Source organism: Roseateles oligotrophus, assembly GCF_014204525.1.
Taxonomy (GTDB): domain Bacteria; phylum Pseudomonadota; class Gammaproteobacteria; order Burkholderiales; family Burkholderiaceae_C; genus Paucibacter_A; species Paucibacter_A oligotrophus_A.
The window spans coordinates 449816-470405 of the sequence record NZ_JACHLP010000003.1; the positions used below are offsets into that span (position 1 = coordinate 449816).

Here is a 20590-nt window from a genome sequence, read left to right on the forward strand (position 1 = left end):
CACCGGTTTCTTCAAGCAGTCGGGGCCGATCCCTCAGCCTCCGCCTGCCTTGCCCGCCAGGCCCGCAGCGCTTGCCGGTAGGCGTCCATCTCCAGATCGTACAAATCAAAAATACAGGGCTCGCAGCCATTGCCGCAGCAGGCATCGAGGTCGGGCTGCACAGGCGGCTGGGGCATGGGGTCGGGGTCAGGTCTTGCGGCGGCGTTCATGAGGCGATTGTCTCGCGGCCATGGCGGCCGGGCGGGCTGGCCGCTCAACTACGATGGCACCCCCTACAAACACGCTCAACAGGAGCCCATGCCCGTGAACACAGACCTCCCCCCTCGCCTGCTGGAGTTCGTTGACGAACGGGTGTTCAACTTCGCCCAAGGCGCGCAACGCCATTTCGGCAGCAACGATCTGGTCGTGCTGCTGGACTTCAGAGAAGAAGTCCCCGGGCTCGAAGCCCTGCCCCGCCAGCGCCTGGCCGAGGCCGATGAGTTGCCGCTGGACCTGCGCCTCAAGCTCGCAAAGCCAGTCACTGATCTCAAGCCCGAACTCGGCGCGCCGGATCAATCCTTCTGGTATCTGGTGATTTTTGAGGACGAAGACTTCGCATGCGGGGAGATCAGCTCGGCCCTGCTGGCGGGCGGAGGCGCGATATAACGACTCAGCCCGACGGCCAGCAGCAGCCCGGCGACGACATCGGCCACATGGTGCTGATGGGTCAGCAAGACGGAGGCCAGCAAGGCGGCGAACCACAGCCCCAAGGCCAGACGCTGCCAGCGGCCGGCCCAGGGCCAGACGGCCTGCAGCGTGAGCAGGCTGAGCGCCACATGCAGCGAGGGCAGCAGATTGAAACGCCCCGAAACCCAGCCCGCCAGATGGGCCAACGCCTGCCACCCGCCCGGGTCGGCCGGGGCATAGCCCGACTCGACCGGCCAGACGAGGAAGCACAGGCCCGCCAGCCCCACTGCGGCGGCCATGCGCAGCTCCCAGCGGCGCAGCTGCGCCAGGTCTGGCAGCAGGATCAGCGGGAGAAAAGGCAGGGCCAGCACGCTGAAATAGACCAGCCAGGCCGGCGGCCAGTAGGGGATGAGTAACTCCCAATCCAGATGCACCCGGGAGCGCGCCGGGCGCAGCGCGGCCAGGGCATCGGTGGTGTAGAAGACCAGGGCAAACCACGCGCTCAGGCGCAGCGCGGCCCAGGCGAAGGCGCGCCGCAGGGCGGCCTTGTCGGTGACCCTGCTCACTTTGCGGGCTCGCGGATAAAGGGCAGCTGGGCCTGGGCGTACTCGGGCTTGCCCACCATTTCGCGCAGGGCCAGCACGGTGCGCCAGGGGCCTTCCCACACGGCGGCGGCCGCAAAATCGCGCAGCAATGGCAGGGCCAGATTGCCGCCGGGCTCGCCCTGGCCTTCAAACTGCACGTCCACCCGCCCATCGGCGCGCGGTGCGAAAGTCCAGCGGGACTCGATGGCAGTCATGCGCACACGCTCGGGGTGGGGTGGGGGTGCCGGCGCGGCCGCCTGCCCGCTGAGCGTGACGACCAGGGTGTGCGGATCCTGGCTCAGGGTCCAGGCCACGACGGACTCACGCTCGGACAAGGGGAAAGGCATGGCCGTCACCACCAGGGTCACGCCGCGCGTCGGGCCATCGCTGCTCAGCAGCACGGCCTCGCGGGTGCGGTACACCCAGTCCGCGCTGCGCTTGTGGTCCAGCAGCAGCGCCGCCAATGCGGACAAGCGGCTGGCCAGCACCGTGCTGGCCCGAAAAGCCGGCAGCCCCTGCGGCCGGGGCTGCAGCCAGACACGGGTCTCGGTGGCCAGATCCTCCTGCCGCAGCTGCCAATCGGCCTCTGCCTGGGCGAGGGCGGCGGGCAGCCACAGCATCAGCAGCAAGCCCATCCCCGCTTTGAAGGAAGAAGCGCTGCGGGCGGCCAACACCCGCCCCCTGGCTTGGATGATCATGCTTGCTCCGATGGAGTCTTGCTCCCTCGGCCGACCCGAACCAGAAGCATTTGGAATGATACGGCTGTTCATTTCCTACCGCCGCAGCGATGCCGAGCATGCAGCCCAGCGCGTGCGCAGTGCCATGCGCGCGCTTCGGCGCGGACGCCGTCTTCATCGACCGCGACATTCCCGCCGGCGCGGACTGGGCGGACTCCCTCGACCAACAGCTCCAGCAAGCCACCGACGTGATCGTGCTGGTGGGCGACGCCTTCATCACCGAACTGCGCAGCCGCAGCGGCAGCGGCAGCAACAAGGCGGCCGAGACGGGCACGCAAGACTGGCTCAAGACCGAGATCGAAGCCGCGCTGCGCCTGCGCAAACAGATCTACCCCCTCATCATCGGCCGGCTGGAGATGCCCGATCGCAGCCTGCTACCCCCCGAGATCAGCGGCTTTGCCGATGCGCAAGCCCTGTTCGCCCGCGAGCCCGCGTTTGATGCCGCCGTCGCCAAGCTGGCCGACGCCATCGCCGCCGCCAGGGGCTGGCTGGCCCCGCTCTACCCGCAGCAGGCGGCCCAGCGCGGGCCGGGCCAGAGTCTGAAGGAGGGCTTGGTCGCACCGGCCGGCTGGCTGGCGGCGGCCCTGGCACTGCCGCTGCTGAGCGGCTGCTTGATCCAATGGCTGGTCGGCGGCGGCGCCCGTGGCGACGCCACCCTCTCCGCCCTCCCTGCCTTCTGGCTAGGCCTGCACTATCTGCTGCTGACGGCGCTCTGGGGTCTGGGGCCTTATCTGCTTTATCGCTCGGTGGCCGAGGTCCGCGTGCGGGCCGGCCTGCCCGCGCACAACCCCATGAGCATGCTGACCCTGCTCAGCCTGTGCATCGCGCTGCTGGCGGGCGGCAGCTTCATGCTGCTGTCCACCCGGGCCGACTGGGCCTTGCGCCTGCTGTGGGTCATGCCCGCCGCGCCCAGCCCGTTGCAGTACGCGCTGCAGGGCGGCGTGCTGGTCACCCTGGTGTTCGCCGCCGTGGGCCTGGCCATGCTGGAGCCGCTGCTGCGCCAGCGCAGCGGCGCGGCACGCCAGGCAGGCATGCGGGCCCTGCTGGCGGCCGGCTTTGCGGTGCTGCTGGCCAATCTGTGGTTTGCGGCCTCGGTGCAGGCCTCGCTGCCGCCGCTGGAGCCGCAGCAAACTGTGCCCTTCATCGGCTACTTCATGCTGACCCCGGCCCTGCCCGCCCTGCTCATCAGCTGGGACTTCGCCTGCGCCCGCCTGGGCCTGAGCAGCAAGACCTGGCACAACCGCACGCTGCTGAGCCTGGCCCTGGCCATCTACCTGGTCTGCACGCTGGCCTATTTCGCCAACGGGCCGGTGGGGATGATGGCGAGGCTCCCGCTGTGATCGCGGCCAGCACGGGCGGGTGATATGCCGACACAAGCTGAAACACCTCCCCCGTCAACCTCGCCGACACCTCGGCGTTCAAACAAGGCCGGCGGCAAAAAGCCACCGGCCTTCACTTGACGGAAACCCGACCATGACCACGCTGACACTCACCTTCAACGGCCCCGAAACCCAAGCTCGCCAGGCACTCGGCGGGCTGCTGCAGCGCTTTCGCTCGGCTTACTTCGTGGAGCGCAGCGGCAACGAATATGCGGTGACCACCGACGAGGTCACGGCCAGCGAACTGGCCAGGCAACCCCAGTGGTCCAGCCGCCGGGTGCCGGACCAAGCCCAGCATTGAGGGCTGTGGCGATCAGCAGGGGCTGAATCCAGCCCCCTGCTTTTTGACGCTTTCAGGCGCAACCGCTGTGCTCGCTTGGGTCAAGCGTTGCCCCCCCTCTGGCCCTAAACTCGCTCCGCCCCCAGCCACACCCGGAGCCCATCATCGCCGCCCACCACATCCCTCCCATCCAGGGCCTGCTGGCCTTTGAGGCCTTGGCGCGCCTGCGCAGCGTGACCCTGGCCAGCGAGGAGCTGAGCGTGACGCCGAGCGCGGTGAGCCATCGCATCCGGCAGCTGGAGGCGCGCCTGGGGGTGAAGCTGTTTGCGCGCAGCAGCGGCAATCTGGACTTCAGCCTGACGACCGAGGGCGCCTCCTACCTGGCCCGGGTGCGGGAGGCGATTGCCGCCCTGCAGCAGGTGCCGGCGGGCGGGCCCGAGGGGCGGCGCAGCCGCTTGCGGGTGGCGGTGACGCCGACGTTTTCGCGCCAGTTGCTGCTGCCGCGGCTGGCGGCTTTTCGGGCGGCTTACCCGGAGATCGATCTGGTCCTGCAGGTGACCATCCCCTTTCTGAACGTGACGGCGGAGGACGCCGATATCGAGCTGCGCTTTGGCACCGGGCCTTTCACGGACCGCGAGACCGTGCATCTGCAGTCGGACGAGGTGACCCCGGTCTGCAGCCCTTCCTACCTGCAGGAGATGGGGCCGTTTGATGGCTTTGACACGATTGATGCCATCTCGCGGGCACGCCTGATCCGCTGCCCGCTGGAGCCCTGGCGCAGCTGGTTCAGCGCCTGCCAGATTGCACTGGCCGAACCCAGCGAAGGGGGCGCGCAGTTCAACGACATCGGCCTGGTGCTGGACGCGGCGGTGGCCGGCTTTGGCGTGGCCTTGCTGCGCCTGCAGCTGGGCGCCAGCTGGCTGGACAGCGGGCAGCTGCTGCGCCTGAGCCCCCGCAACGCGCCCTCGCCCCACCACTATTTCCTGTGCTGGAAGCCCGGCACCTTGCAGCGCTGGGAATGCGCGGCTTTTGTGGACTGGCTGCGCGAGGCCCTGCCCTCGGGCATCCATCCGGACAAGGGCAAACCCGGATTTTGAATTTTTTTCAAACGGCGGGCCACGAGCTTTCACGCCGCCAAATCGCCAGACTGACACATTCGCTCCTCAGTGAAATCTGAATCACATGACGGAGACAAATCATGGTCTGGCAGCAAATTTACGACCCCTTCGGGAATATGGTGATCTCCACCGCCTTGGCCGCCGTGCCGGTGGCGGTGATGCTGGTATGCCTGGGCTTTCTGCACATCAAAGCGCATATCGCGGCCGGCCTGGGCCTGCTGAGCGCGCTGGCGATTGCCGTGCTGGCCTACGGCATGCCGGCCGAGATGGCGGGCAAGGCGGCCCTGCTGGGCGGCTTCACCGGCCTGCTGCCGATTGGCTGGATCGTGCTCAACATCATCTTTCTGCAGCAGCTGGCGGAGAAGAACGGCAGCTTCAAGGTGCTGCAGGATTCGCTCTCGGGCATTACGGACGACCGGCGCTTGCAGCTGCTGCTGATCGCCTTCTGCTTCGGCGCCTTCTTTGAGGGCGCGGCGGGCTTTGGCACGCCGGTGGCGGTGACGGCGGGCATCTTGATCGGCCTGGGCTTTTCGCCGCTGGCGGCCTCGGGTCTGAGCCTGATCGCCAACACGGCGCCGGTGGCCTTTGGCGCCCTGGGCACGCCGGTCATCACCCTGGCCAAGGTGCATGGCTACGACCTGATGGAGGTGACGGCCATGATTGGCCGCCAGCTGCCCTTCTTCTCGCTGCTGGTGCCCTTCTGGCTGATCTGGGCCTTTGCCGGGCGCAAGGCCATGCTGGAGATCTGGCCGGCGATTCTGGTGACGGGCCTGGGCTTTGCGGTCCCGCAGTACCTGGTTTCCAACTTCATCGGCCCGGAGCTGGTGGACATCATCGCGGCCATCGTGTCCATGCTCTGCCTGATCGGCTTTCTGCGCGTCTGGCAGCCCAAAAAGGTCTGGCGCTCCACCTCGCTGAAGGGCCATGAGCAAGACGGCGGCCAGCCGCGTGCCGCCGTGGCGCGGCCCCGGCATTCGGCCAGCGCCCTGGTGCGCGCCTGGACGCCTTGGGCCATCCTGACGGTTTTCGTCTTCGTCTGGGGCCTGCCGCCGGTGAAGGCTTATCTGAACAGCTTGTTCGCCCCCGCTTTCCCCATGGCCGGCCTGCACAATCTGGTGGAGAAGGTGGCGCCCGTCGTCAGCCACCCGACCAAGGAAAGCGCGATCTACACGCTCAACCTGCTGTCGGCCACGGGCACCGGCATCTTGCTGGCCTCGGTGATCAGCGCGCTGGTGATGAAGTACCGGCCGCTGCAGATCCTCAAGACCTTTGGCGAGACCCTGTGGATGGTGCGTTACTCCCTGCTGACCATCGTGCTGATGCTGGGCCTGGGCACGCTGACGCGCTACTCCGGCACCGACACGACGCTGGGCCTGGCCTTTGCCAACACCGGCGTGTTCTACCCCTTCTTCGGCACGCTGATGGGCTGGATAGGCGTGGCGATGACGGGCTCGGACACGGCCTCCAACGTGCTCTTCGGCGGCATGCAGCGCGTGGCGGCCGAGCAGCTGGGCCTGAGCCCCAATCTGATGGGCGCGGCCAATAGCTCGGGCGGGGTGATGGGCAAGATGATCGACGCGCAGTCCATCGTCGTCGCCTCCACCGCCACCCGCTGGTTCAACCACGAAGGCGACATCCTGCGCTACGTCTTCTTCCACTCGGTGGCCCTGGCCTGCCTGGTGGGCTTGTACGTGACGATGCAAGCCTATGTCTGGCCCTTCACCCTGATGGTCATCCACTGAGGAATCACGATCATGACAGTCATCACCCAGGTCCAAGACCTGCGCCGCCTGGCCCAGCAGCGCGTGCCGCGCATGTTTTACGACTATGTGGACTCGGGCTCCTGGACGGAGTCGACCTACCGCGCCAATGAAGCGGACTTCCAAAGCATCAAGCTGCGCCAGCGCGTGGCGGTGAATATGGAAAACCGCAGCACGGCGACCACCATGGTCGGCCAGGACGTGGCCATGCCCGTGGCCCTGGCGCCCACCGGCTTTTGCGGCATGCAGAGCGCCGACGGCGAGATCAAGGCGGCGCGCGCGGCCGAGCGCTTCGGCGTGCCCTTCACGCTTTCGACCATGAGCATCTGCTCCATCGAGGACGTGGCGGCCGCTACATCCTCGCCCTTCTGGTTCCAGCTCTACATGATGAAGGACCGCGGCTTTATGGAACGGCTGATCGCCCGCGCCCAGACCGCGCACTGCTCGGCCCTGGTCGTCACGCTGGACCTGCAGATCCTGGGCCAGCGCCACAAGGACTTGAAGAACGGCCTCTCCGCCCCGCCGAAGCTGACCCTGGCCAATATCGCCAATATGCTGACCAAACCGCGCTGGGGCCTGGGCATGCTGGGCACAAAGCGCCATGGCTTCGGCAATATCGTCGGCCATGTGCAAGGGGTCGACAATATGGGCAGCCTCAGCGAGTGGACGGCCAAGCAGTTCGACCCGGCGCTGAGCTGGGACGATGTGGCGTGGATCAAAAAGCGCTGGGGCGGCAAGATCATCGTCAAAGGCATACAGGACGTGGAGGATGCGCGGCTGGCGGTAGCCTCGGGCGCCGACGCGCTGATCGTCAGCAACCACGGCGGCCGCCAGCTGGATGGCGCGCAAAGCAGCATCCAGGCCTTGCCCGCCATCGTGGACGCGGTGGGCGGGCAGATCGAGGTGCATATGGACGGCGGCATCCGCAGCGGCCAGGACGTGCTCAAGGCCGTGGCCCTGGGCGCCAAGGGCACCTACATCGGCCGCGCCTTTCTCTACGGCCTGGGCGCCATGGGCGAGGCCGGGGTAGACAAGGTGCTGCAAATCATCCACAAGGAGCTGGACCTGACGATGGCCTTCTGCGGCCATACCAAGATCGGCCATGTGGACAAAAACATCTTGCTGCCGGGCACTTTCTGATCGGCCTTAGACTGCCGCGCCCCATCCACTTTTGCGCGAGTCCCAAGCCATGCAGCTGATCAGCCTCAACACCGCCACCGCCCAGCCGCTTGAGGTCGCCGGCGGCAAGACCGTGCTCAGCGGCATCCGCAAGCAGGCCCAAACCGAGCGTCTGGCCGTGCAGGCCCTGGGCCTGGCCGGTGATGAGCAGGCCGATCTGAGCGTGCATGGCGGCATCAGCAAAGCGGTCTACGCCTACCCGGTCGAGCATTACGCTTTCTGGCAGACGCTGCGCGGCCAGGCCAAGGCGGCCGGCTGGAACGAAGCCCTGCCCCACGGGGCCATGGGCGAGAACCTGACGCTGGCCGGCCTGCTGGAGAGCCAGGTCTGGATCGGCGATGTGCTCAAGTTCCCCGACTGCGAGCTGATGGTCAGCGAGCCGCGCTTCCCCTGCTTCAAATTCAACGCCGTGATGGGCTTCAATCAGGCCGTCAAGATGATGGGGCAAAGCGGCTGGTGCGGCTTTTACCTGAGCGTGCAGACGCCGGGCACGCTGCAGGCCGGCGAGGCCTTTGAGCTGATCGCCGGCCCGCGCGAGATGAGCATCCCGGAGCTGTTTCGGGTCAAGTTCAGGGCCTGAGCCCGCGCCGGCCGATCAAGCCCAGCAGGCCCAGCCCCGCCAGCATCAAAGCCAGCGCGCGAGGCTCGGGGACCGCCGCCACATCACCCACGCGCACAGCCATCGCATAGGCCCCGCCGAAATTGGCGGACTGAAAGTCCTGCCCGGCCTGGGTGGCGTTGAAGTAATAGGCCAGATTGGCGTTGCCGGGGTAGGCCGTGCCGGTCCAGAAACTTGCGATGCCATTGCCGTCCCGGGCCAGATGAAGAAACAGCGCCTGGTTGGCGATCTGCTGGGGCGTGTCGCCGCTCTGCTGGTAGACGGGCTCGAAGGCCTTCTCGCCCAGATCGACGACAAACAAATGGCTGATCTCGCCACCGCTGCAGCCGTAGGCGCCCAGGGCCGTGCAAGTGCCGTCGTTCGGATTGATGGTGGGCAAGCGCCAATCATCAAAGCCCCCGTAGACCAGGCCGTCGGCCCAGGTCTGCGCCGCATGCCAGCCCATCTGCCCGCCGGCATCGATATAAGTGCCGTTGCTGGTGGAGCCGCCCGCATGGGCGGCCGCATAGCCCGAGCTATGGGCGTAGTTCACATCGGCCAACCAGGTGAGATTGAGCGTGCTGTCGTAAATCATGCCGCCGCCGCGGTCAAACAAGGCCGCCTGCGCGCCGCCGCTGGCCAAGATCAACACCGTACCGGCCCACAGGCCCAAGCGCCGCTTCATCCTCATCGCATCCCCCAATCAGCATTCAGAATCGATTGACCTGGCCTGATTCTGAGCAGGGGCACCGGCCCTCACAACCCTACCGAGGTAGGGCCGAACTCAGAGCGCGGGATAGTCGGTATAGCCCTTGGCCCCGCCGCCATACAGCGTCGCGCGGTCCAGCGGATTGAGCGCAGCATTGAGGCGCAGGCGGCGCACCAGGTCGGGGTTGGCGATGAAGTCGCGGCCAAAGGCGACCAGATCGGCCCGGCCCTGGGCCACGGCCTGCATGGCCGTCTCGCGGCCGTAGCCGTTGTTGACCATCCAGGCGCCGCCGCCAAAGTGCCGGCGCATGGCGGCGTAGTCAAAGGACGTGATATCGCGGGCGCCGCCGGTCTGGCCCTCGATCACATGCATAAACGCCAGCTTCAGCGGCGCCAGCTGCTGGGCGATGTGGTTGAACAGGGCTTGCGGGTCGCTGTCCTGGCCGGCGCCGTTGGAAGGGGTGACGGGGCTCAGGCGCAAGCCCGTGCGGCCGGGGCCGATGGCGGCGGCGATGGCGCTCATCAGCTCCAGCGTCAGGCGGGCGCGCTTGGCGATGGAGCCGCCGTAGTCGTCGCTGCGGTCGTTGATGCTGTCGCGCATGAACTGGTCCAGCAGATAGCCGTTGGCGCCGTGCACCTCGACGGCGTCAAAGCCCGCCTCCATCGCGCATTCGGCGGCGTGGACGAAGGCGCGGATCACGCCGGGAATCTCGGCCAGGCTCAGGGCGCGCGGGGCCGAGACGGGCACAAAGCCCTCGGCCGTGTAGGTCTTGCCCTCGGCAGATTTGGCGGTGGACGAGACCGGCGCCGCGCCACCGGGCTGGAAGCTGGTGTGCGAGATGCGGCCCACATGCCAGAGCTGCACGGCGATCTTGCCGCCCTCGGCGTGGACGGCATCGGTGACGCGGCGCCAGGCCTTGATCTGCTCGGGCGTATGGATGCCGGGGGTGTCCAGATAACCCTGTCCTTCGGCGCACACCTGGGCGCCTTCGCTGATGATCAGGCCGGCCGTGGCGCGCTGGCGGTAATAGTCCACCGCCATCTCACCCGGCAGCAGGCCCTGGGAGCGGCTGCGCGTCAGCGGCGCCATGACGATGCGATTGGCCAGGGTGAGGTCGCCGAGCTGCAGGGGATCGAAGAGATGGGGCATGGCTGGCTTGGGGGCGGAGAGCTGGAATGCCGCAAGCGTAACGGCAAAAAACATGGGCTTGTGCCAGGGCCTGTTAACGCTACGGCAATGGGCCGCGAAGGCTCGCCCCGGCGGGCTAGGCAAGGCGCAGCGCGCCGCCCGCACTCGCGTGCGGGCAAGCGGTGCAACGCAGCATAGCCCGCCGGGGCGAGCCTTCCCGAAGGGTTGTGCCCAGCCAGGGGCGCATGCGGCGTTGCAAATCCTCGCCGGGTGTCCAACCCGGCTACGGTTTGCGCCTTGCCTGCACCCCTGGCTGGGCGCAACGCGACCCATTGCCGTAGCGCTAACAAGCCCTAGGGCCAAGCCCGCTAGACTGGCTCCGCATGGACGACAAAACGGCGCACACGATCTGGCTTCAAAAACGGCACAGCCTGCAACTGGCTTTGGCTCTGCTGCTGCCGCAGCGTTTGCTGGCGCAGCAGTCGCCGCCACCGCCAGCCAAGGGCCAGCTGCTGAAGGTCGGCCCGCGGCGGGCGCTGCGCACGCTGGCGGCCGCCGCCAAGGCGGCCAAGGACGGCGATGTGCTGGAGGTGGACGCGGGCGACTACCCCGGCGATGTGGCCGTCTGGCCGCAAAACCATCTGCGTCTCAAGGCGGTGGGCGGCCGGGTGCGCATGCTGGCCCAGGGCGCGGCGGCGCAGGGCAAGGCCATCTTCGTGACCTTGGGGCGCGACATCGGCATCGAGGGCTTTGACTTCTCCGGCGCCCAGGTGCCGGACCAGAACGGCGCCGGCATCCGGCTGGAGGCCGGCTCGCTGAGCCTGCGCGACTGCACGTTCACCGATAACGAGAACGGCGTGCTGACCAGCAATGATGGGCAGTTGCGGCTGGAGATCGAGGACTGCGAGTTCGGCACCATCGTCCGGCGCAATGGCAAGAACCACAATCTCTACGTCGGCGCCATCGCCTATCTGCGCGTCGTGGGCAGCTACTTCCACCACGGCCAATCGGGGCATTTGCTGAAGAGCCGGGCGGCCGTCAACCACATCTTCTACAACCGCCTGACGGACGAGTTAGGCGGCCGCGCCAGCTATGAGCTGGAGTTCCCCAATGGCGGCCTGGCCTTGGTGCTGGGCAATGTGATCCAGCAAAGCGCCGGCACCGAGAACCCCCACCTGATCGCCTTCGGGACTGAAGGCTATGGCCCCGGCCGCCACGAGCTGCATCTTGTCAACAACACGCTGGTCGACCAGCGCCCCAGCGGCGGCGTCTATCTGCGGGTCAAGCCCGGTGCGGCCAAGGTCAGGCTGATCAACAACCTCTGGGTCGGCAACCCGAAAATTCCGGCCAGCCCCGAATGGGAGCAGGCGGGCAACTTCCTGGTCGATCTGGACAGCTTTGTGCTGCCCATGCGGGACAACTATCTGCTCAAACCCGGCGCCAGGGTCCGCGGCCGGGCGGTCGACCCGGGCGAGGTGGACGGCCTCAAACTGCGGCCCATGCAGCAGTTTCTGTACCCGCGCGGCACGCTCAAATTGACGACGCAGGCGATCAATCCGGGCGCTTTCCAGTTCCCCTGAGCCAGGCTGAAGCAGCGCTTGCAAGGCTGGGAAGGTACAGTTCGGCCTATGCTCGCCTACCGTCACGCCTTCCATGCCGGCAACCATGCCGATGTCCTCAAACACCTGGTTCTGACCCAGGTGCTCCGCTATATGGCGGAAAAAGACAAACCCTATACCCTGGTCGACACCCACGCGGGTGCCGGCGGCTACTCCATCGAAGGCCAGTACGCCCAGAAAAAGGGCGAGTATGTGCACGGCGTTTCGCGCCTGTGGGATGCCAAAGACCTGCCCGAGCCCCTGCAGCAATACCTGGAGCCGGTGCGCGCCTTCAATAGCGACGGCCAGCTGCGCCAATACCCCGGCTCACCCGCCATCGCCAATTTGCTGATGCGCGCCGATGACCGCCTGCGCGTGCACGAGCTGCACCCGACGGACTACCGCATCCTCGACACCTATCTCTCCACCCGCCCCAACACCCAGGTCAGCGACAAGGACGGCTTCTCCGCCCTGCGCGCCGAGCTGCCGCCGCCCTCGCGCCGCGGCGTGGTGCTGATGGACCCCAGCTACGAGCTCAAGACCGACTACGGCAAGGTCGTGGCCGCCGTGCGCGAAGGCCTGGAGCGCTTTGCCGACGGCGTCTTCCTGATCTGGTATCCACAGCTGCAGCTGCTGGAGTCCGCCCAGCTGGCCCAGCGCCTGAAGGCCGCCGCCGATGCCGGCGCCAAAAAGGGCTGGCTGCATGTGCGCCTGACCGTGGCCCAGCAAGAGAACGCCCGCGGCCTCGGCATGCTGGGCAGCGGCATGTTCGTCATCAACCCGCCCTTCACCCTGCACGACCAGTTGCAGGAATGCCTGCCCTATCTGGTCGAGAAGCTGGGCCAGTACGACGGCGCTAACTTCCTGCTGGAACAGCGCAGCAACTGAGCCTCCGGCCGCCCATGACCCTGAACCCCGCCACCCTGGCCCGCTGTCTGCCGTTTGCCGCCTTCATGCTCTTGCTGGGCCTGCGCGGCGCCCTGCCCATCAGCGGGAGCCTGGACCCGCGCTGGGTCTACGGCCTCAGCGTCTTCGTCGTCGGCGGCATGCTGGCCTGGTACTGGCGCGAGTACGGCGAGCTGGCGCGGCAAAACCTGCCCAGCGCGCGCGAGACGCTCTTGAGCGTGGCCGTGGGCCTGCTGGTGTTCGGCCTGTGGATCCATCTGGACGCGCCCTGGATGCAGATCGGCGAGCCCAGCGCCAGCTTTCTGCCGCTGGACCTGCAAGGCCAGAAGATCTGGCCGCTGATCGCCCTGCGCTGGATGGGCGCGGCCCTGATCGTGCCGGTGATGGAGGAGCTGTTCTGGCGCTCTTTCCTGATGCGCTGGATCGCCTCGCCGCAGTTCCAGACCGTGGATCCACGGGCCGTGGGCATCCGGGCCATCGTGCTCTCCACCTTTGTCTTCATGCTGGCCCACACCTTGTGGCTGGCCGCCATCGTCGCCGGCCTGGCCTATGCCTGGCTGTATATGCGCACCGGCAAGCTCTGGACCGCCGTGATTGCCCATGCCGTCACCAATGGGGTGCTGGGTGTGTGGGTGGTGCTGACGGGGCAGTGGCAGTTTTGGTGAGGGCTTGAAACCGGGGAATGCGGATGAGCAAAAAGCCAGTCACGACCGCCGCCCCCTCTGCCGATCCCATGCTCTATGGGCAGCTGCGAGAACTGATTTTGTCGGCCCGCGTCTCGGTGGCGCGTGGCGTTGACCTGATTCAGGTTCGCACCAACTTCGAAATCGGCCGCCACATTGTTGCCCACGAGCAAGTCGGCGCCGAGCGCGCGGCTTATGGGCAGGAAGTATTGAAAGAATTGGCCCGCCGGCTGAGTGCAGAGTTCGGTAGGGGCTTTTCCCTCACCAGCTTGAAGCTGATGCGGCAGTTCTTTTTGCTCTATGCCGATAGAAAAGGTCAGACAAGGTCTGACGAATTGATCGCATCCGCAATTGGTCAGACGCTGTCTGACCAATTTCAGTTTCCAACCCAGGCCTCACCGCCTTTTGCGCTCAGCTGGTCTCACTACGTCTTCCTGCTTGGTGTGAAGAATACCGAGGAGCGCTGCTTTTACGAACTCGAAGCCAGGAATCAGAGCTGGACTCTCGTCGAACTCAAACGCCAATTCGATACCGGCCTCTATGAACGCCTGGCGCTGAGCCGCGACAAAATCGGCATACGCCGCCTGGCGCAAGAAGGCCAGGTACTCGAACAACCCTCCGATCTGCTCAAAGAGCCGCTGGTACTGGAATTCCTGGGTTTGCAGGAGCAAGCCCATTACTCTGAGTCCGATCTGGAGGCGGCCATCATCAACGAGATCGGTCGCTTTCTGCTGGAGTTGGACAAAGGCTTTTTATTCGAGGCGAGGCAAAAGCGCTTCAGCTTCGATGGCGAACATTTTTTTGTCGATCTGGTCTTCTACAACCGCCTGCTGCGCTGCTATGTGCTCGTCGATCTGAAGTTAGGCAAGCTCACCCATCAAGACCTCGGCCAGATGCAGATGTATGTGAACTACTTTGATCGGCATGTACGCCGTGAAGACGAGCATGCCACCATAGGCATGGTCCTGTGCAAAAAGAAGAACGAAGCCCTGGTGGAAATCACCCTGCCCCGTGACGCCAATATCCATGCGCAGGAGTATCAGCTCTACCTGCCCAGCAAGCAGGAATTGCAGCGCAAGCTGGCTGAATGGACAGGGCGCGCTTGACTCAGCAGCTCTTGGCGTTCCGCTGCAGATGCCTGAAATGCTCAAACAACCAGCTGCGCATGCCCAGCACCATGGAGTAGGGGCGCTTCTCATGCTCGGCCAATTTCTGGTCCAGTGAATGCTGGCGGGCAAAGTCCTCGGCCACTCTTTGCAGGCGCGCCCTCAGCTCGCGCGCGGCCTGGGTCGAGAGCTGGCCATGGACCAGGGTCAGCAGCTCGCCCTCGCCGTCAAAGCCTCCGGCGAAGTAATCCGCCATCACCGCGTCACGGAAGAAGTTCATCACCGGCCCATGCGGCCGCCAGCGGAAGGTCCTAGAACGTGTTTGCGATCCCAATGGGGTCGCGTTGAGACGCAATCGGGATGAGTTGCCCGCCCAGGCCGTGCAGCATGGGCTGAAGCCCATGCAAGGGGATGGGTGGGCAAATCGCCCGATTTCGTCTCAACCCGCAGGGCAAGTGTCTTTTCGGGCGGCCTGCGGCGTTGCGCCATTTGCCCATAGCTCGGCTATGGGCTGCATGACGCGCCTTGCATCCCATCCCGAAAAGACACTTGCGCGACCCCATTGGGATCGCAAACACGTTCTTAGCCACCTGCAGCTTGTAGCGGTTCAGGGGCCGCAGCTCCAGGATGCCGAGGCTGTCCAGCTGCGCCAGATAGCGCGTCACCTCGGCCTCGCTGAGGCGGTAGCTGGCGAGGATCTGCTCCGCGCTCCACTGGCTCAGGCAGCAGATGGCCATCAAGAGCAGCTTGGGCTCGGCCACCACGGCACGCTCCTGCGCCAAACTCAGCTCGCGCCGCAGCGGCTGCTGGGCCAGCAGCTTTTGCGAGAGTTCGGCAAAGTCGGTGTTCAGCGCGCGGCAGATCTCGTCCACTCTTGACAGCGGCATCTCGCCGCCGGCCGCGAACATGCGCTTGACGCTGGACTCCGACAGGCTCAGAGCCTGGGCCAAGGCCGCATAGCTGAGGCCGGCGGACTTCATCTCCGCCTTGATGAGGGCGATCAGGGAATGGGTGCTGGACATGGTGTCGTTGAAGTCGTCGGAATCGCCAAAGCGGTAGCGCCGCATGCTACCCCCAGCAGCGCCAGCCGCCACCGGCCCGGAAATCCGCGGACAGCGTCGCCACGCCTCGCCACAGTGCGGGCATGCAAACACAGCTCCAAACCCGAAGACAGCATCTGCAATGCTGCGGCAGCGCCATCGCCGCCGGCCTGTTCAGCGGCTTGCTGCCCCAAGCGGCACAGGCCGGCGCCCTGATCAACCCCTGCCGCGGCCAGCTCCCCGCCGCCCTGCGCAAGCACCCGCTGCTGGCCCGCAACTGGCAGGGCCTGGACCCGGCCGAGCTCTGGGATGTACACACCCATTTGCTGGGCACCGGCGACGCGGGCACAGGCTGCCGCATCAATGCCCAGATGACGCAGTGGTGGCATCCGGTGGAGAGCTTGCGCCGCCAGGTGATTCTGCAAGGTGCTTGCGTGCCGGCCAATGTGCCCAGCGTGGACATCGCTTACCTGCAGCGCCTCTTGCAGCTGTGCCAGGGCTTCCCCGAGGGTGCACGCTGGCTGCTCTACGCCTTTGACGAGGCTCACGACGAGCAGGGCCGGGCACGACCGGAGTGGACCACCTTCCACGTACCTGACCGTTATGCGGCCGAGACCAGCCGCCTGCACCCCGCCCGGTTTGCCTGGGTGGCCTCCATCCACCCCAATCGTGAGGACGCGTTGGCACGCCTGGATGCGGCGATTGCCGGTGGCGCTGTGGCCCTCAAATGGCTGCCCAGCGCGATGAATATCGATCTGCGCGCCCCGCATCTGCAGCCTTTTTACGCCCGCCTGGCCCGCGCCCGCCTGCCCTTGATCATCCATTGCGGCGAGGAGAAGGCCGTGCCCGGCGCCGGCCGCGATGAGCTGGGCAACCCCTTGCTGGCACGCGTCCCGCTGGGCGCCGGTGTGCGGGTCATCATGGCCCACTGCGCTTCGCTGGGCGAGGCCCTGGATCTGGACCTGCAGCGCCCACGCCTGCTGCCGGCCTTTGATCTCTTCGCCCGCCTGATGGACGAACCCGCCCATCGCGAGCTGCTGCTGGGCGATGTGTCGGCCCTGTTCCAGTTCAACCGCCGGCCCGAGGTCTGGCAGCAGATGCTGAGCCGGCAGGACTGGCATGCCCGCCTGCTGCATGGCTCCGACTACCCGCTGCCCGGCGTGGGCCCGCTGTATCGGTTGAAGGGCCTGGTCCGGGCCGGCGTGCTGGACGCGGCCCATGCGCCGGTGCTGGAAGCCCTGCGCGCGCACACCCCCCTGCTGTTCGACTTCCACCTCAAGCGCCTGGTGAGCTGGCGGGGTCAGGTCTTGCGGCCCGAGGTGTTTGCCACCCGTCGGCACTTCGCGGCCGGGCTCGGCCACAATGCGGCCAGCCCGTCTCCCTTTGAAGAAAGCGCAATTCGGTGAACACCCATTCCAAGCCCTCCAGCCAGTTCAGCCTGCTCGGCCAGCGCCGCTTTGCGCCCTTCTTCTGGACCCAGTTCCTGGGTGCGGCCAATGACAATATCTCCAAGTTCGCACTGACCGTGATGGTGACCTACCAGCTGCAGCTGCACTGGCTGCCGCCGGCGCAGGCGGGCCTGGTGATCGCGGCGCTCTTCATCCTGCCCTTTGTGCTGTTCTCGGCCACCAGCGGGCAGTTGGCGGACAAGTATGAAAAATCGCGCCTGATGCGCTTCGTCAAAAGCTTCGAGATCGCCATCATGGCGGTGGCGCTATGGGGCTTCTGGCAGGGCCAGGTGGCGGTGCTGCTGGCCTGCGTGTTCATGATGGGCATGCACTCCACCTTGTTCGGCCCGGTCAAATTTGCCTACCTGCCCCAGCAGCTGAACGAGCAGGAGATCACCGGCGGCAACGGCATGGTGGAGATGGGCACGTTTGTGGCCATCATCCTGGGCAATCTGCTGGGTGGGCTCTTGATCGCCCTGCCCGAGGTGGGCGCGCTCTACACCGGCATCGCCTGCCTGGGGGTGGCGGTGCTGGGCCGGCTGGCCGCCCAGTTCGTGCCCCACAGCCCGGCTCCCGACCCGGCACTGAGAATCAACTGGAACCCCTTCACCGAGACCTGGCGCAATCTGCGCCTGGCGCGCGAGAACATCGTGGTGTTCCGCTCCCTGCTGGGCATTTCCTGGATGTGGTTCTTCGGCGTGGTCTTTCTGGCCAACTTCCCCACTTTTGCCAAAGAGGTCTTGCACGGCAACGAACATGTCGCCTCCCTGCTGCTGGTGGTGTTCTCGGTGGGCGTGGGCGTGGGCGCGCTGCTGTGCGAGCTGCTGTCGCGCCGCCATGTGGAGATCGGCCTGGTGCCCATGGGCGCCATCGGCATGACGGCGTTTGCGGTGGACCTCTACTTCGCCTCGCGCGGCTTAGCCCCCAGCGGCCTGCAGAGCGTGCCGGTCTTTCTGAGCCAGGCTGCGCACTGGCGCGTGCTGATCGACCTGGGCTTGCTGGCCCTGTTCACCGGCCTTTACAGCGTGCCCATGTATGCGCTGATCCAGCTGCGCTCCCAGCCCTCGCACCGCGCCCGCATCATCGCGGCCAACAACATCCTCAACGCCCTCTTCATGGTGGCCAGCTCCCTGCTGGCCGGCATCCTGCTGGGCGCGGGCTTCACGGTGCCCGAGGTCTTTCTGGCCGCCGGCATCGCCAACGCGGCCATGGCGCTCTACATCACCTTGCTGATGCCGGAGTACCTTCTGCGCTTCATCGCCTTCATCGCCTCGCGCCTGGTCTATCGCTTCAAGCTGCGCGGCGACGAGAACATCCCCACCCAGGGCGCGGCCGTGCTGGTCTGCAACCATGTGTCTTTTGTGGACGCCGTGCTCTTGATGGCGGCCAGCCCGCGGCCCATCTGCTTTCTGATGGACCACCGCATCTTCGCCCAGCCGGTGCTGGGCTGGCTGTTCCGCCTGGCCAAGGCCATCCCCATCGCCTCGCAGAAGGATGACCCCGCCACCTACGAGCGCGCGTTTGCCCAAGCCCGCCAGGTGCTGGCCGAGGGCGATCTGGTCTGCATCTTCCCCGAGGGCGGCATCACCCGCGATGGCGAGTTGCAGCCCTTCAAGGGCGGGGTGATGAAGCTGCTGGAGGGCCAGCCCCAGCTGCCCGTCGTGCCCCTGGCCTTGCAGAATCTGTGGGGCTCCTTCTTCTCCCGCGTGGAACGCGGCGAGGCCATGGTCAAGCCCTTCCGCCGCGGCCTGTTCAGCCGCGTCGGCCTGGTGGCCGGTACGCCGCTGAAGGCGGGCGAAGTTACGCTGGAGCGCTTGCGTGGCGAGATCGCCGGGCTGCTCAGAACCTGAATCTGAACCTGCGCAGCCGCCGTTTCAACAGACGGGCCAGGCGCCAGGCGGGCTGGCTGCGCAACCAGCCCAGCAAGCCCTGCTTCCAGACGCTCCAGCGCGCATACAGCCGCGCGAACCAGGGCAGTTGCATCAGAGCGGGCTGGATCAGCTGGAACAAGCGGGCCACGACGGCCGTGCCCACCAGCTTGGCGGCGAGTATCAGGCCCAGGCCCAGCAGGCTGCGGCCCTGGGTGATCAGCCACAGCGCCCCGAGCTTGACGGGCAGGATCAGCAAACTGGGCAAGACCAGCAGCGCCAAGGCCGCATAAGGCGGCAGGCCCCGTATCCAGCCCTCCAACTGCCGAAACAGCGGCAACTGCCCCAGGCGCGCCAGGGCCCGGGCCAAGGGCTGCCAGCCCCATTCCTCGAACAGGATCAGCAGCGCCAGCAGCAGGCGCATGAGCCAGCGCAGAGGGGCGATCAGGAGCTTGAGCATGGGGGCATCATGGGGCGGAACAGGCCGTGTGCCAAAAGACATATCGCCGTGAAGGCCGGGCGCCCTCAAGCGGAAGCCGGCGGGCTCAGTCAGCGATAGCGTGCGAAGGCATCCAGCGGCGCGGCCTTTTGCAAAAGCGTGGGCGTCACCGTCTTGCGCTTGTAGCGGGTCAGCCTGCCGCGCAGCCCATGTTCAAACCCCGCGCGCCCTGTCCGCCTTGAAGCGCGCCACAAAGGTGGCAAAGCCGCCCGTGCCCGGCTGATCCAGCGCATCGCGCGCCTCCTGCATCAGGTTCAGGTAGTAATGGATGTTGTGGATGCTGGCTAGCATGGGGCCTAACATCTCGCCGCAGCGGTCCAGATGGTGCAGATAGGCGCGCGAGAAGTTCTTGCAGCAGTAGCAGGAGCAGGTCTCGTCCACCGGCCGCTCGTCGGTCTTGTAGCGGGCATTGCGCAGGCGCAGGTCGCCGAAGCGGGTGAACAGATGGCCGTTGCGGGCATTGCGGGTGGGCATCACGCAGTCGAACATATCGATGCCGCGCGAGACGCCCTCGATCAAGTCCTCCGGCGTGCCCACACCCATCAGGTAACGCGGTTTGTGGGCGGGCAACTGGTGGCCGATATGGGCCAGCACGCGTTGCATATCTTCCTTAGGCTCACCCACGCTCAGGCCGCCGATGGCATAACCGGGCAGGTCCAGCTCGGCCAGGCCGGCCAGGGAGTGGTCGCGCAAGCCCTCGAACATGCCGCCCTGCACGATGCCGAACAAGGCGTTCGGGTTCTCCAGGCGGGCGAACTCGTCCTGGCAGCGCTTGGCCCAGCGCAAGCTCATCTCCATGGACTTGCGCGCCTCGGCCTCGGTGGTGAGCTGGCCCTTGGTCTCGTAAGGCGTGCATTCGTCGAACTGCATGACGATGTCGCTGTTCAGCACGGTCTGGATCTGCATGCTGATCTCGGGCGTCAGGAAGAGCTTGTCGCCGTTCACCGGCGAGGCAAAGCGCACGCCCTCTTCGCTGATCTTGCGCATCTCGCCCAGGCTCCAGACCTGGAAGCCGCCGCTGTCGGTCAGGATGGGCTTGTCCCAGCTCTCGAAGCGATGCAGGCCACCGAACTGGCGCAGGATGTCCAGGCCCGGCCGCAGCCAGAGGTGAAAGGTATTGCCCAGGATGATTTGCGCGCCGGCCTCCTCCAGCGAGCGCGGCATCACGCCCTTGACGGTGCCATACGTGCCCACCGGCATGAAGATGGGCGTCTGCACCACCCCATGGTTGAGCGTCATCTGGCCACGGCGCGCGTGGCCCTCGGTCTTGAGGAGGTCGAACTTCAGCATAGTGGGGCGGATTG

At 66.3% G+C, this 20590-nt stretch carries 21 protein-coding genes and 1 pseudogene; 13 read left to right on the plus strand and 9 right to left on the minus strand.

The window, feature by feature from the left end; all coding sequences use genetic code 11:
- Positions 1–11: 11 nt before the first annotated feature.
- Complete coding sequence (locus HNP55_RS09685; protein ID WP_184298651.1) at positions 12–209, minus strand: oxidoreductase-like domain-containing protein; 198 nt, start codon at positions 207–209, stop codon at positions 12–14.
- Positions 210–303: 94 nt separating this feature from the next.
- Between HNP55_RS09685 and HNP55_RS09690 the strand changes: the two genes are divergently transcribed.
- Positions 304–645 carry a hypothetical protein gene (locus tag HNP55_RS09690; RefSeq protein ID WP_184298653.1) on the plus strand — a complete coding sequence of 114 codons (342 nt, stop codon included), beginning with the start codon at positions 304–306 and terminating at the stop codon, positions 643–645.
- Here the strand turns inward: HNP55_RS09690 and HNP55_RS24255 are convergent.
- Positions 552–1232 carry a phosphatase PAP2 family protein gene (locus tag HNP55_RS24255; protein WP_184298671.1) on the minus strand — a complete coding sequence of 227 codons (681 nt, stop codon included), beginning with the start codon at positions 1230–1232 and terminating at the stop codon, positions 552–554. The genes HNP55_RS09690 and HNP55_RS24255 overlap by 94 nt on opposite strands.
- Positions 1229–1948 carry a hypothetical protein gene (locus HNP55_RS09700; RefSeq protein WP_184298673.1) on the minus strand — a complete coding sequence of 240 codons (720 nt, stop codon included), beginning with the start codon at positions 1946–1948 and terminating at the stop codon, positions 1229–1231. Before HNP55_RS09700 ends, HNP55_RS24255 begins: the two co-directional genes overlap by 4 nt.
- 98 nt (positions 1949–2046) lie before the next feature.
- Between HNP55_RS09700 and HNP55_RS09705 the strand changes: the two genes are divergently transcribed.
- From HNP55_RS09705 to HNP55_RS09730, 6 genes are all read left to right on the plus strand, one after another.
- Positions 2047–3327, plus strand: a complete 1281-nt coding sequence (locus tag HNP55_RS09705) for a TIR domain-containing protein (protein ID WP_221439521.1) — start codon at positions 2047–2049, stop codon at positions 3325–3327.
- A 133-nt stretch (positions 3328–3460) separates the two neighbouring features.
- On the plus strand, positions 3461–3667 hold the full coding sequence (locus HNP55_RS09710; RefSeq protein WP_184298677.1) for a hypothetical protein: 207 nt from the start codon (positions 3461–3463) through the stop codon (positions 3665–3667).
- A gap of 143 nt (positions 3668–3810) precedes the next feature.
- Positions 3811–4743, plus strand: coding sequence for a LysR substrate-binding domain-containing protein (locus HNP55_RS09715; RefSeq protein WP_184298853.1), 933 nt, complete (start codon positions 3811–3813; stop codon positions 4741–4743).
- A gap of 101 nt (positions 4744–4844) precedes the next feature.
- Positions 4845–6506: an L-lactate permease gene (locus HNP55_RS09720; protein ID WP_184298679.1), complete on the plus strand. Its 1662-nt coding sequence runs from the start codon at positions 4845–4847 to the stop codon at positions 6504–6506.
- A gap of 12 nt (positions 6507–6518) precedes the next feature.
- Entirely contained in the window at positions 6519–7664 is a 1146-nt protein-coding gene (locus HNP55_RS09725; RefSeq protein WP_184298681.1) for an alpha-hydroxy acid oxidase, read from the plus strand.
- 49 nt (positions 7665–7713) lie between these two features.
- Positions 7714–8283, plus strand: a complete 570-nt coding sequence (locus HNP55_RS09730; RefSeq protein ID WP_184298683.1) for an MOSC domain-containing protein — start codon at positions 7714–7716, stop codon at positions 8281–8283.
- Here HNP55_RS09730 and HNP55_RS09735 read toward each other — a convergent pair.
- Together HNP55_RS09735 and HNP55_RS09740 are read right to left on the minus strand one after the other, a co-directional pair.
- Entirely contained in the window at positions 8273–8986 is a 714-nt protein-coding gene (locus HNP55_RS09735; RefSeq protein WP_184298686.1) for a PEP-CTERM sorting domain-containing protein, read from the minus strand. The two genes, HNP55_RS09730 and HNP55_RS09735, sit on opposite strands and share 11 nt — an antisense overlap.
- Before the next feature lie 99 nt (positions 8987–9085).
- Positions 9086–10159 carry an alkene reductase gene (locus HNP55_RS09740; RefSeq protein WP_184298855.1) on the minus strand — a complete coding sequence of 358 codons (1074 nt, stop codon included), beginning with the start codon at positions 10157–10159 and terminating at the stop codon, positions 9086–9088.
- Positions 10160–10521: 362 nt separating this feature from the next.
- On the opposite strand from HNP55_RS09740, the gene HNP55_RS09745 reads away from it, so the two are divergent.
- From HNP55_RS09745 to HNP55_RS09760, 4 genes are read left to right on the plus strand one after another with little or no spacing between them, the layout of a single operon-like run.
- Entirely contained in the window at positions 10522–11718 is a 1197-nt protein-coding gene (locus HNP55_RS09745; protein WP_184298688.1) for a hypothetical protein, read from the plus strand.
- Between the two features lie 48 nt (positions 11719–11766).
- A complete protein-coding gene (locus HNP55_RS09750) occupies positions 11767–12624 on the plus strand; it encodes a 23S rRNA (adenine(2030)-N(6))-methyltransferase RlmJ (RefSeq protein WP_184298690.1) in 858 nt (285 codons plus the stop codon).
- Between the two features lie 14 nt (positions 12625–12638).
- The gene (locus tag HNP55_RS09755; RefSeq protein WP_184298692.1) at positions 12639–13307 is read left to right on the plus strand and encodes a CAAX prenyl protease-related protein; all 669 of its coding nucleotides are present in this window, start codon (positions 12639–12641) and stop codon (positions 13305–13307) included.
- A 23-nt stretch (positions 13308–13330) separates the two neighbouring features.
- Positions 13331–14431: a YhcG family protein gene (locus HNP55_RS09760; RefSeq protein WP_246448304.1), complete on the plus strand. Its 1101-nt coding sequence runs from the start codon at positions 13331–13333 to the stop codon at positions 14429–14431.
- A gap of 97 nt (positions 14432–14528) precedes the next feature.
- Here HNP55_RS09760 and HNP55_RS09765 read toward each other — a convergent pair.
- A pseudogene (locus tag HNP55_RS09765) lies at positions 14529–14744 on the minus strand (XRE family transcriptional regulator); the annotation flags it as partial.
- Positions 14743–15453, minus strand: coding sequence for a helix-turn-helix domain-containing protein (locus tag HNP55_RS09770; RefSeq protein ID WP_184298859.1), 711 nt, complete (start codon positions 15451–15453; stop codon positions 14743–14745). The gene HNP55_RS09770 and the pseudogene HNP55_RS09765, both read right to left, overlap by 2 nt.
- A 122-nt stretch (positions 15454–15575) precedes the next feature.
- Between HNP55_RS09770 and HNP55_RS09775 the strand changes: the two genes are divergently transcribed.
- Both HNP55_RS09775 and HNP55_RS09780 read left to right on the plus strand, forming a co-directional pair.
- Complete coding sequence (locus HNP55_RS09775; protein ID WP_184298696.1) at positions 15576–16877, plus strand: amidohydrolase family protein; 1302 nt, start codon at positions 15576–15578, stop codon at positions 16875–16877.
- Complete coding sequence (locus HNP55_RS09780; protein WP_184298698.1) at positions 16874–18769, plus strand: MFS transporter; 1896 nt, start codon at positions 16874–16876, stop codon at positions 18767–18769. Before HNP55_RS09775 ends, HNP55_RS09780 begins: the two co-directional genes overlap by 4 nt.
- On the opposite strand, the gene HNP55_RS09785 is transcribed toward HNP55_RS09780, so the two are convergent.
- Entirely contained in the window at positions 18759–19247 is a 489-nt protein-coding gene (locus tag HNP55_RS09785) for a hypothetical protein (protein ID WP_184298700.1), read from the minus strand. The two genes, HNP55_RS09780 and HNP55_RS09785, sit on opposite strands and share 11 nt — an antisense overlap.
- A gap of 192 nt (positions 19248–19439) precedes the next feature.
- The gene (gene tgt, locus HNP55_RS09790; protein WP_184298702.1) at positions 19440–20576 is read right to left on the minus strand and encodes a tRNA guanosine(34) transglycosylase Tgt; all 1137 of its coding nucleotides are present in this window, start codon (positions 20574–20576) and stop codon (positions 19440–19442) included.
- Positions 20577–20590: the final 14 nt, after the last annotated feature.

Excerpts from the sequence above, each read along its gene's own strand:
- HNP55_RS09730 (WP_184298683.1), top strand. The coding sequence starts at position 7,714 with ATGCAGCTGATCAGCCTCAACACCGCCACCGCCCAGCCGCTTGAGGTC.
- HNP55_RS09785 (WP_184298700.1), bottom strand. The coding sequence starts at position 19,247 with ATGCTCAAGCTCCTGATCGCCCCTCTGCGCTGGCTCATGCGCCTGCTG.
- HNP55_RS09775 (WP_184298696.1), top strand. The coding sequence starts at position 15,576 with ATGCAAACACAGCTCCAAACCCGAAGACAGCATCTGCAATGCTGCGGC.
- HNP55_RS09710 (WP_184298677.1), top strand. The coding sequence starts at position 3,461 with ATGACCACGCTGACACTCACCTTCAACGGCCCCGAAACCCAAGCTCGC.
- HNP55_RS09685 (WP_184298651.1), bottom strand. The coding sequence starts at position 209 with ATGAACGCCGCCGCAAGACCTGACCCCGACCCCATGCCCCAGCCGCCT.
- HNP55_RS09755 (WP_184298692.1), top strand. The coding sequence starts at position 12,639 with ATGACCCTGAACCCCGCCACCCTGGCCCGCTGTCTGCCGTTTGCCGCC.
- HNP55_RS09720 (WP_184298679.1), top strand. The coding sequence starts at position 4,845 with ATGGTCTGGCAGCAAATTTACGACCCCTTCGGGAATATGGTGATCTCC.
- HNP55_RS09735 (WP_184298686.1), bottom strand. The coding sequence starts at position 8,986 with ATGAAGCGGCGCTTGGGCCTGTGGGCCGGTACGGTGTTGATCTTGGCC.
- HNP55_RS09745 (WP_184298688.1), top strand. The coding sequence starts at position 10,522 with ATGGACGACAAAACGGCGCACACGATCTGGCTTCAAAAACGGCACAGC.
- HNP55_RS09705 (WP_221439521.1), top strand. The coding sequence starts at position 2,047 with ATGCAGCCCAGCGCGTGCGCAGTGCCATGCGCGCGCTTCGGCGCGGAC.
- HNP55_RS09740 (WP_184298855.1), bottom strand. The coding sequence starts at position 10,159 with ATGCCCCATCTCTTCGATCCCCTGCAGCTCGGCGACCTCACCCTGGCC.
- HNP55_RS09770 (WP_184298859.1), bottom strand. The coding sequence starts at position 15,453 with ATGTCCAGCACCCATTCCCTGATCGCCCTCATCAAGGCGGAGATGAAG.
- tgt (WP_184298702.1), bottom strand. The coding sequence starts at position 20,576 with ATGCTGAAGTTCGACCTCCTCAAGACCGAGGGCCACGCGCGCCGTGGC.
- HNP55_RS09725 (WP_184298681.1), top strand. The coding sequence starts at position 6,519 with ATGACAGTCATCACCCAGGTCCAAGACCTGCGCCGCCTGGCCCAGCAG.
- HNP55_RS09700 (WP_184298673.1), bottom strand. The coding sequence starts at position 1,948 with ATGATCATCCAAGCCAGGGGGCGGGTGTTGGCCGCCCGCAGCGCTTCT.
- HNP55_RS09750 (WP_184298690.1), top strand. The coding sequence starts at position 11,767 with ATGCTCGCCTACCGTCACGCCTTCCATGCCGGCAACCATGCCGATGTC.
- HNP55_RS09760 (WP_246448304.1), top strand. The coding sequence starts at position 13,331 with ATGAGCAAAAAGCCAGTCACGACCGCCGCCCCCTCTGCCGATCCCATG.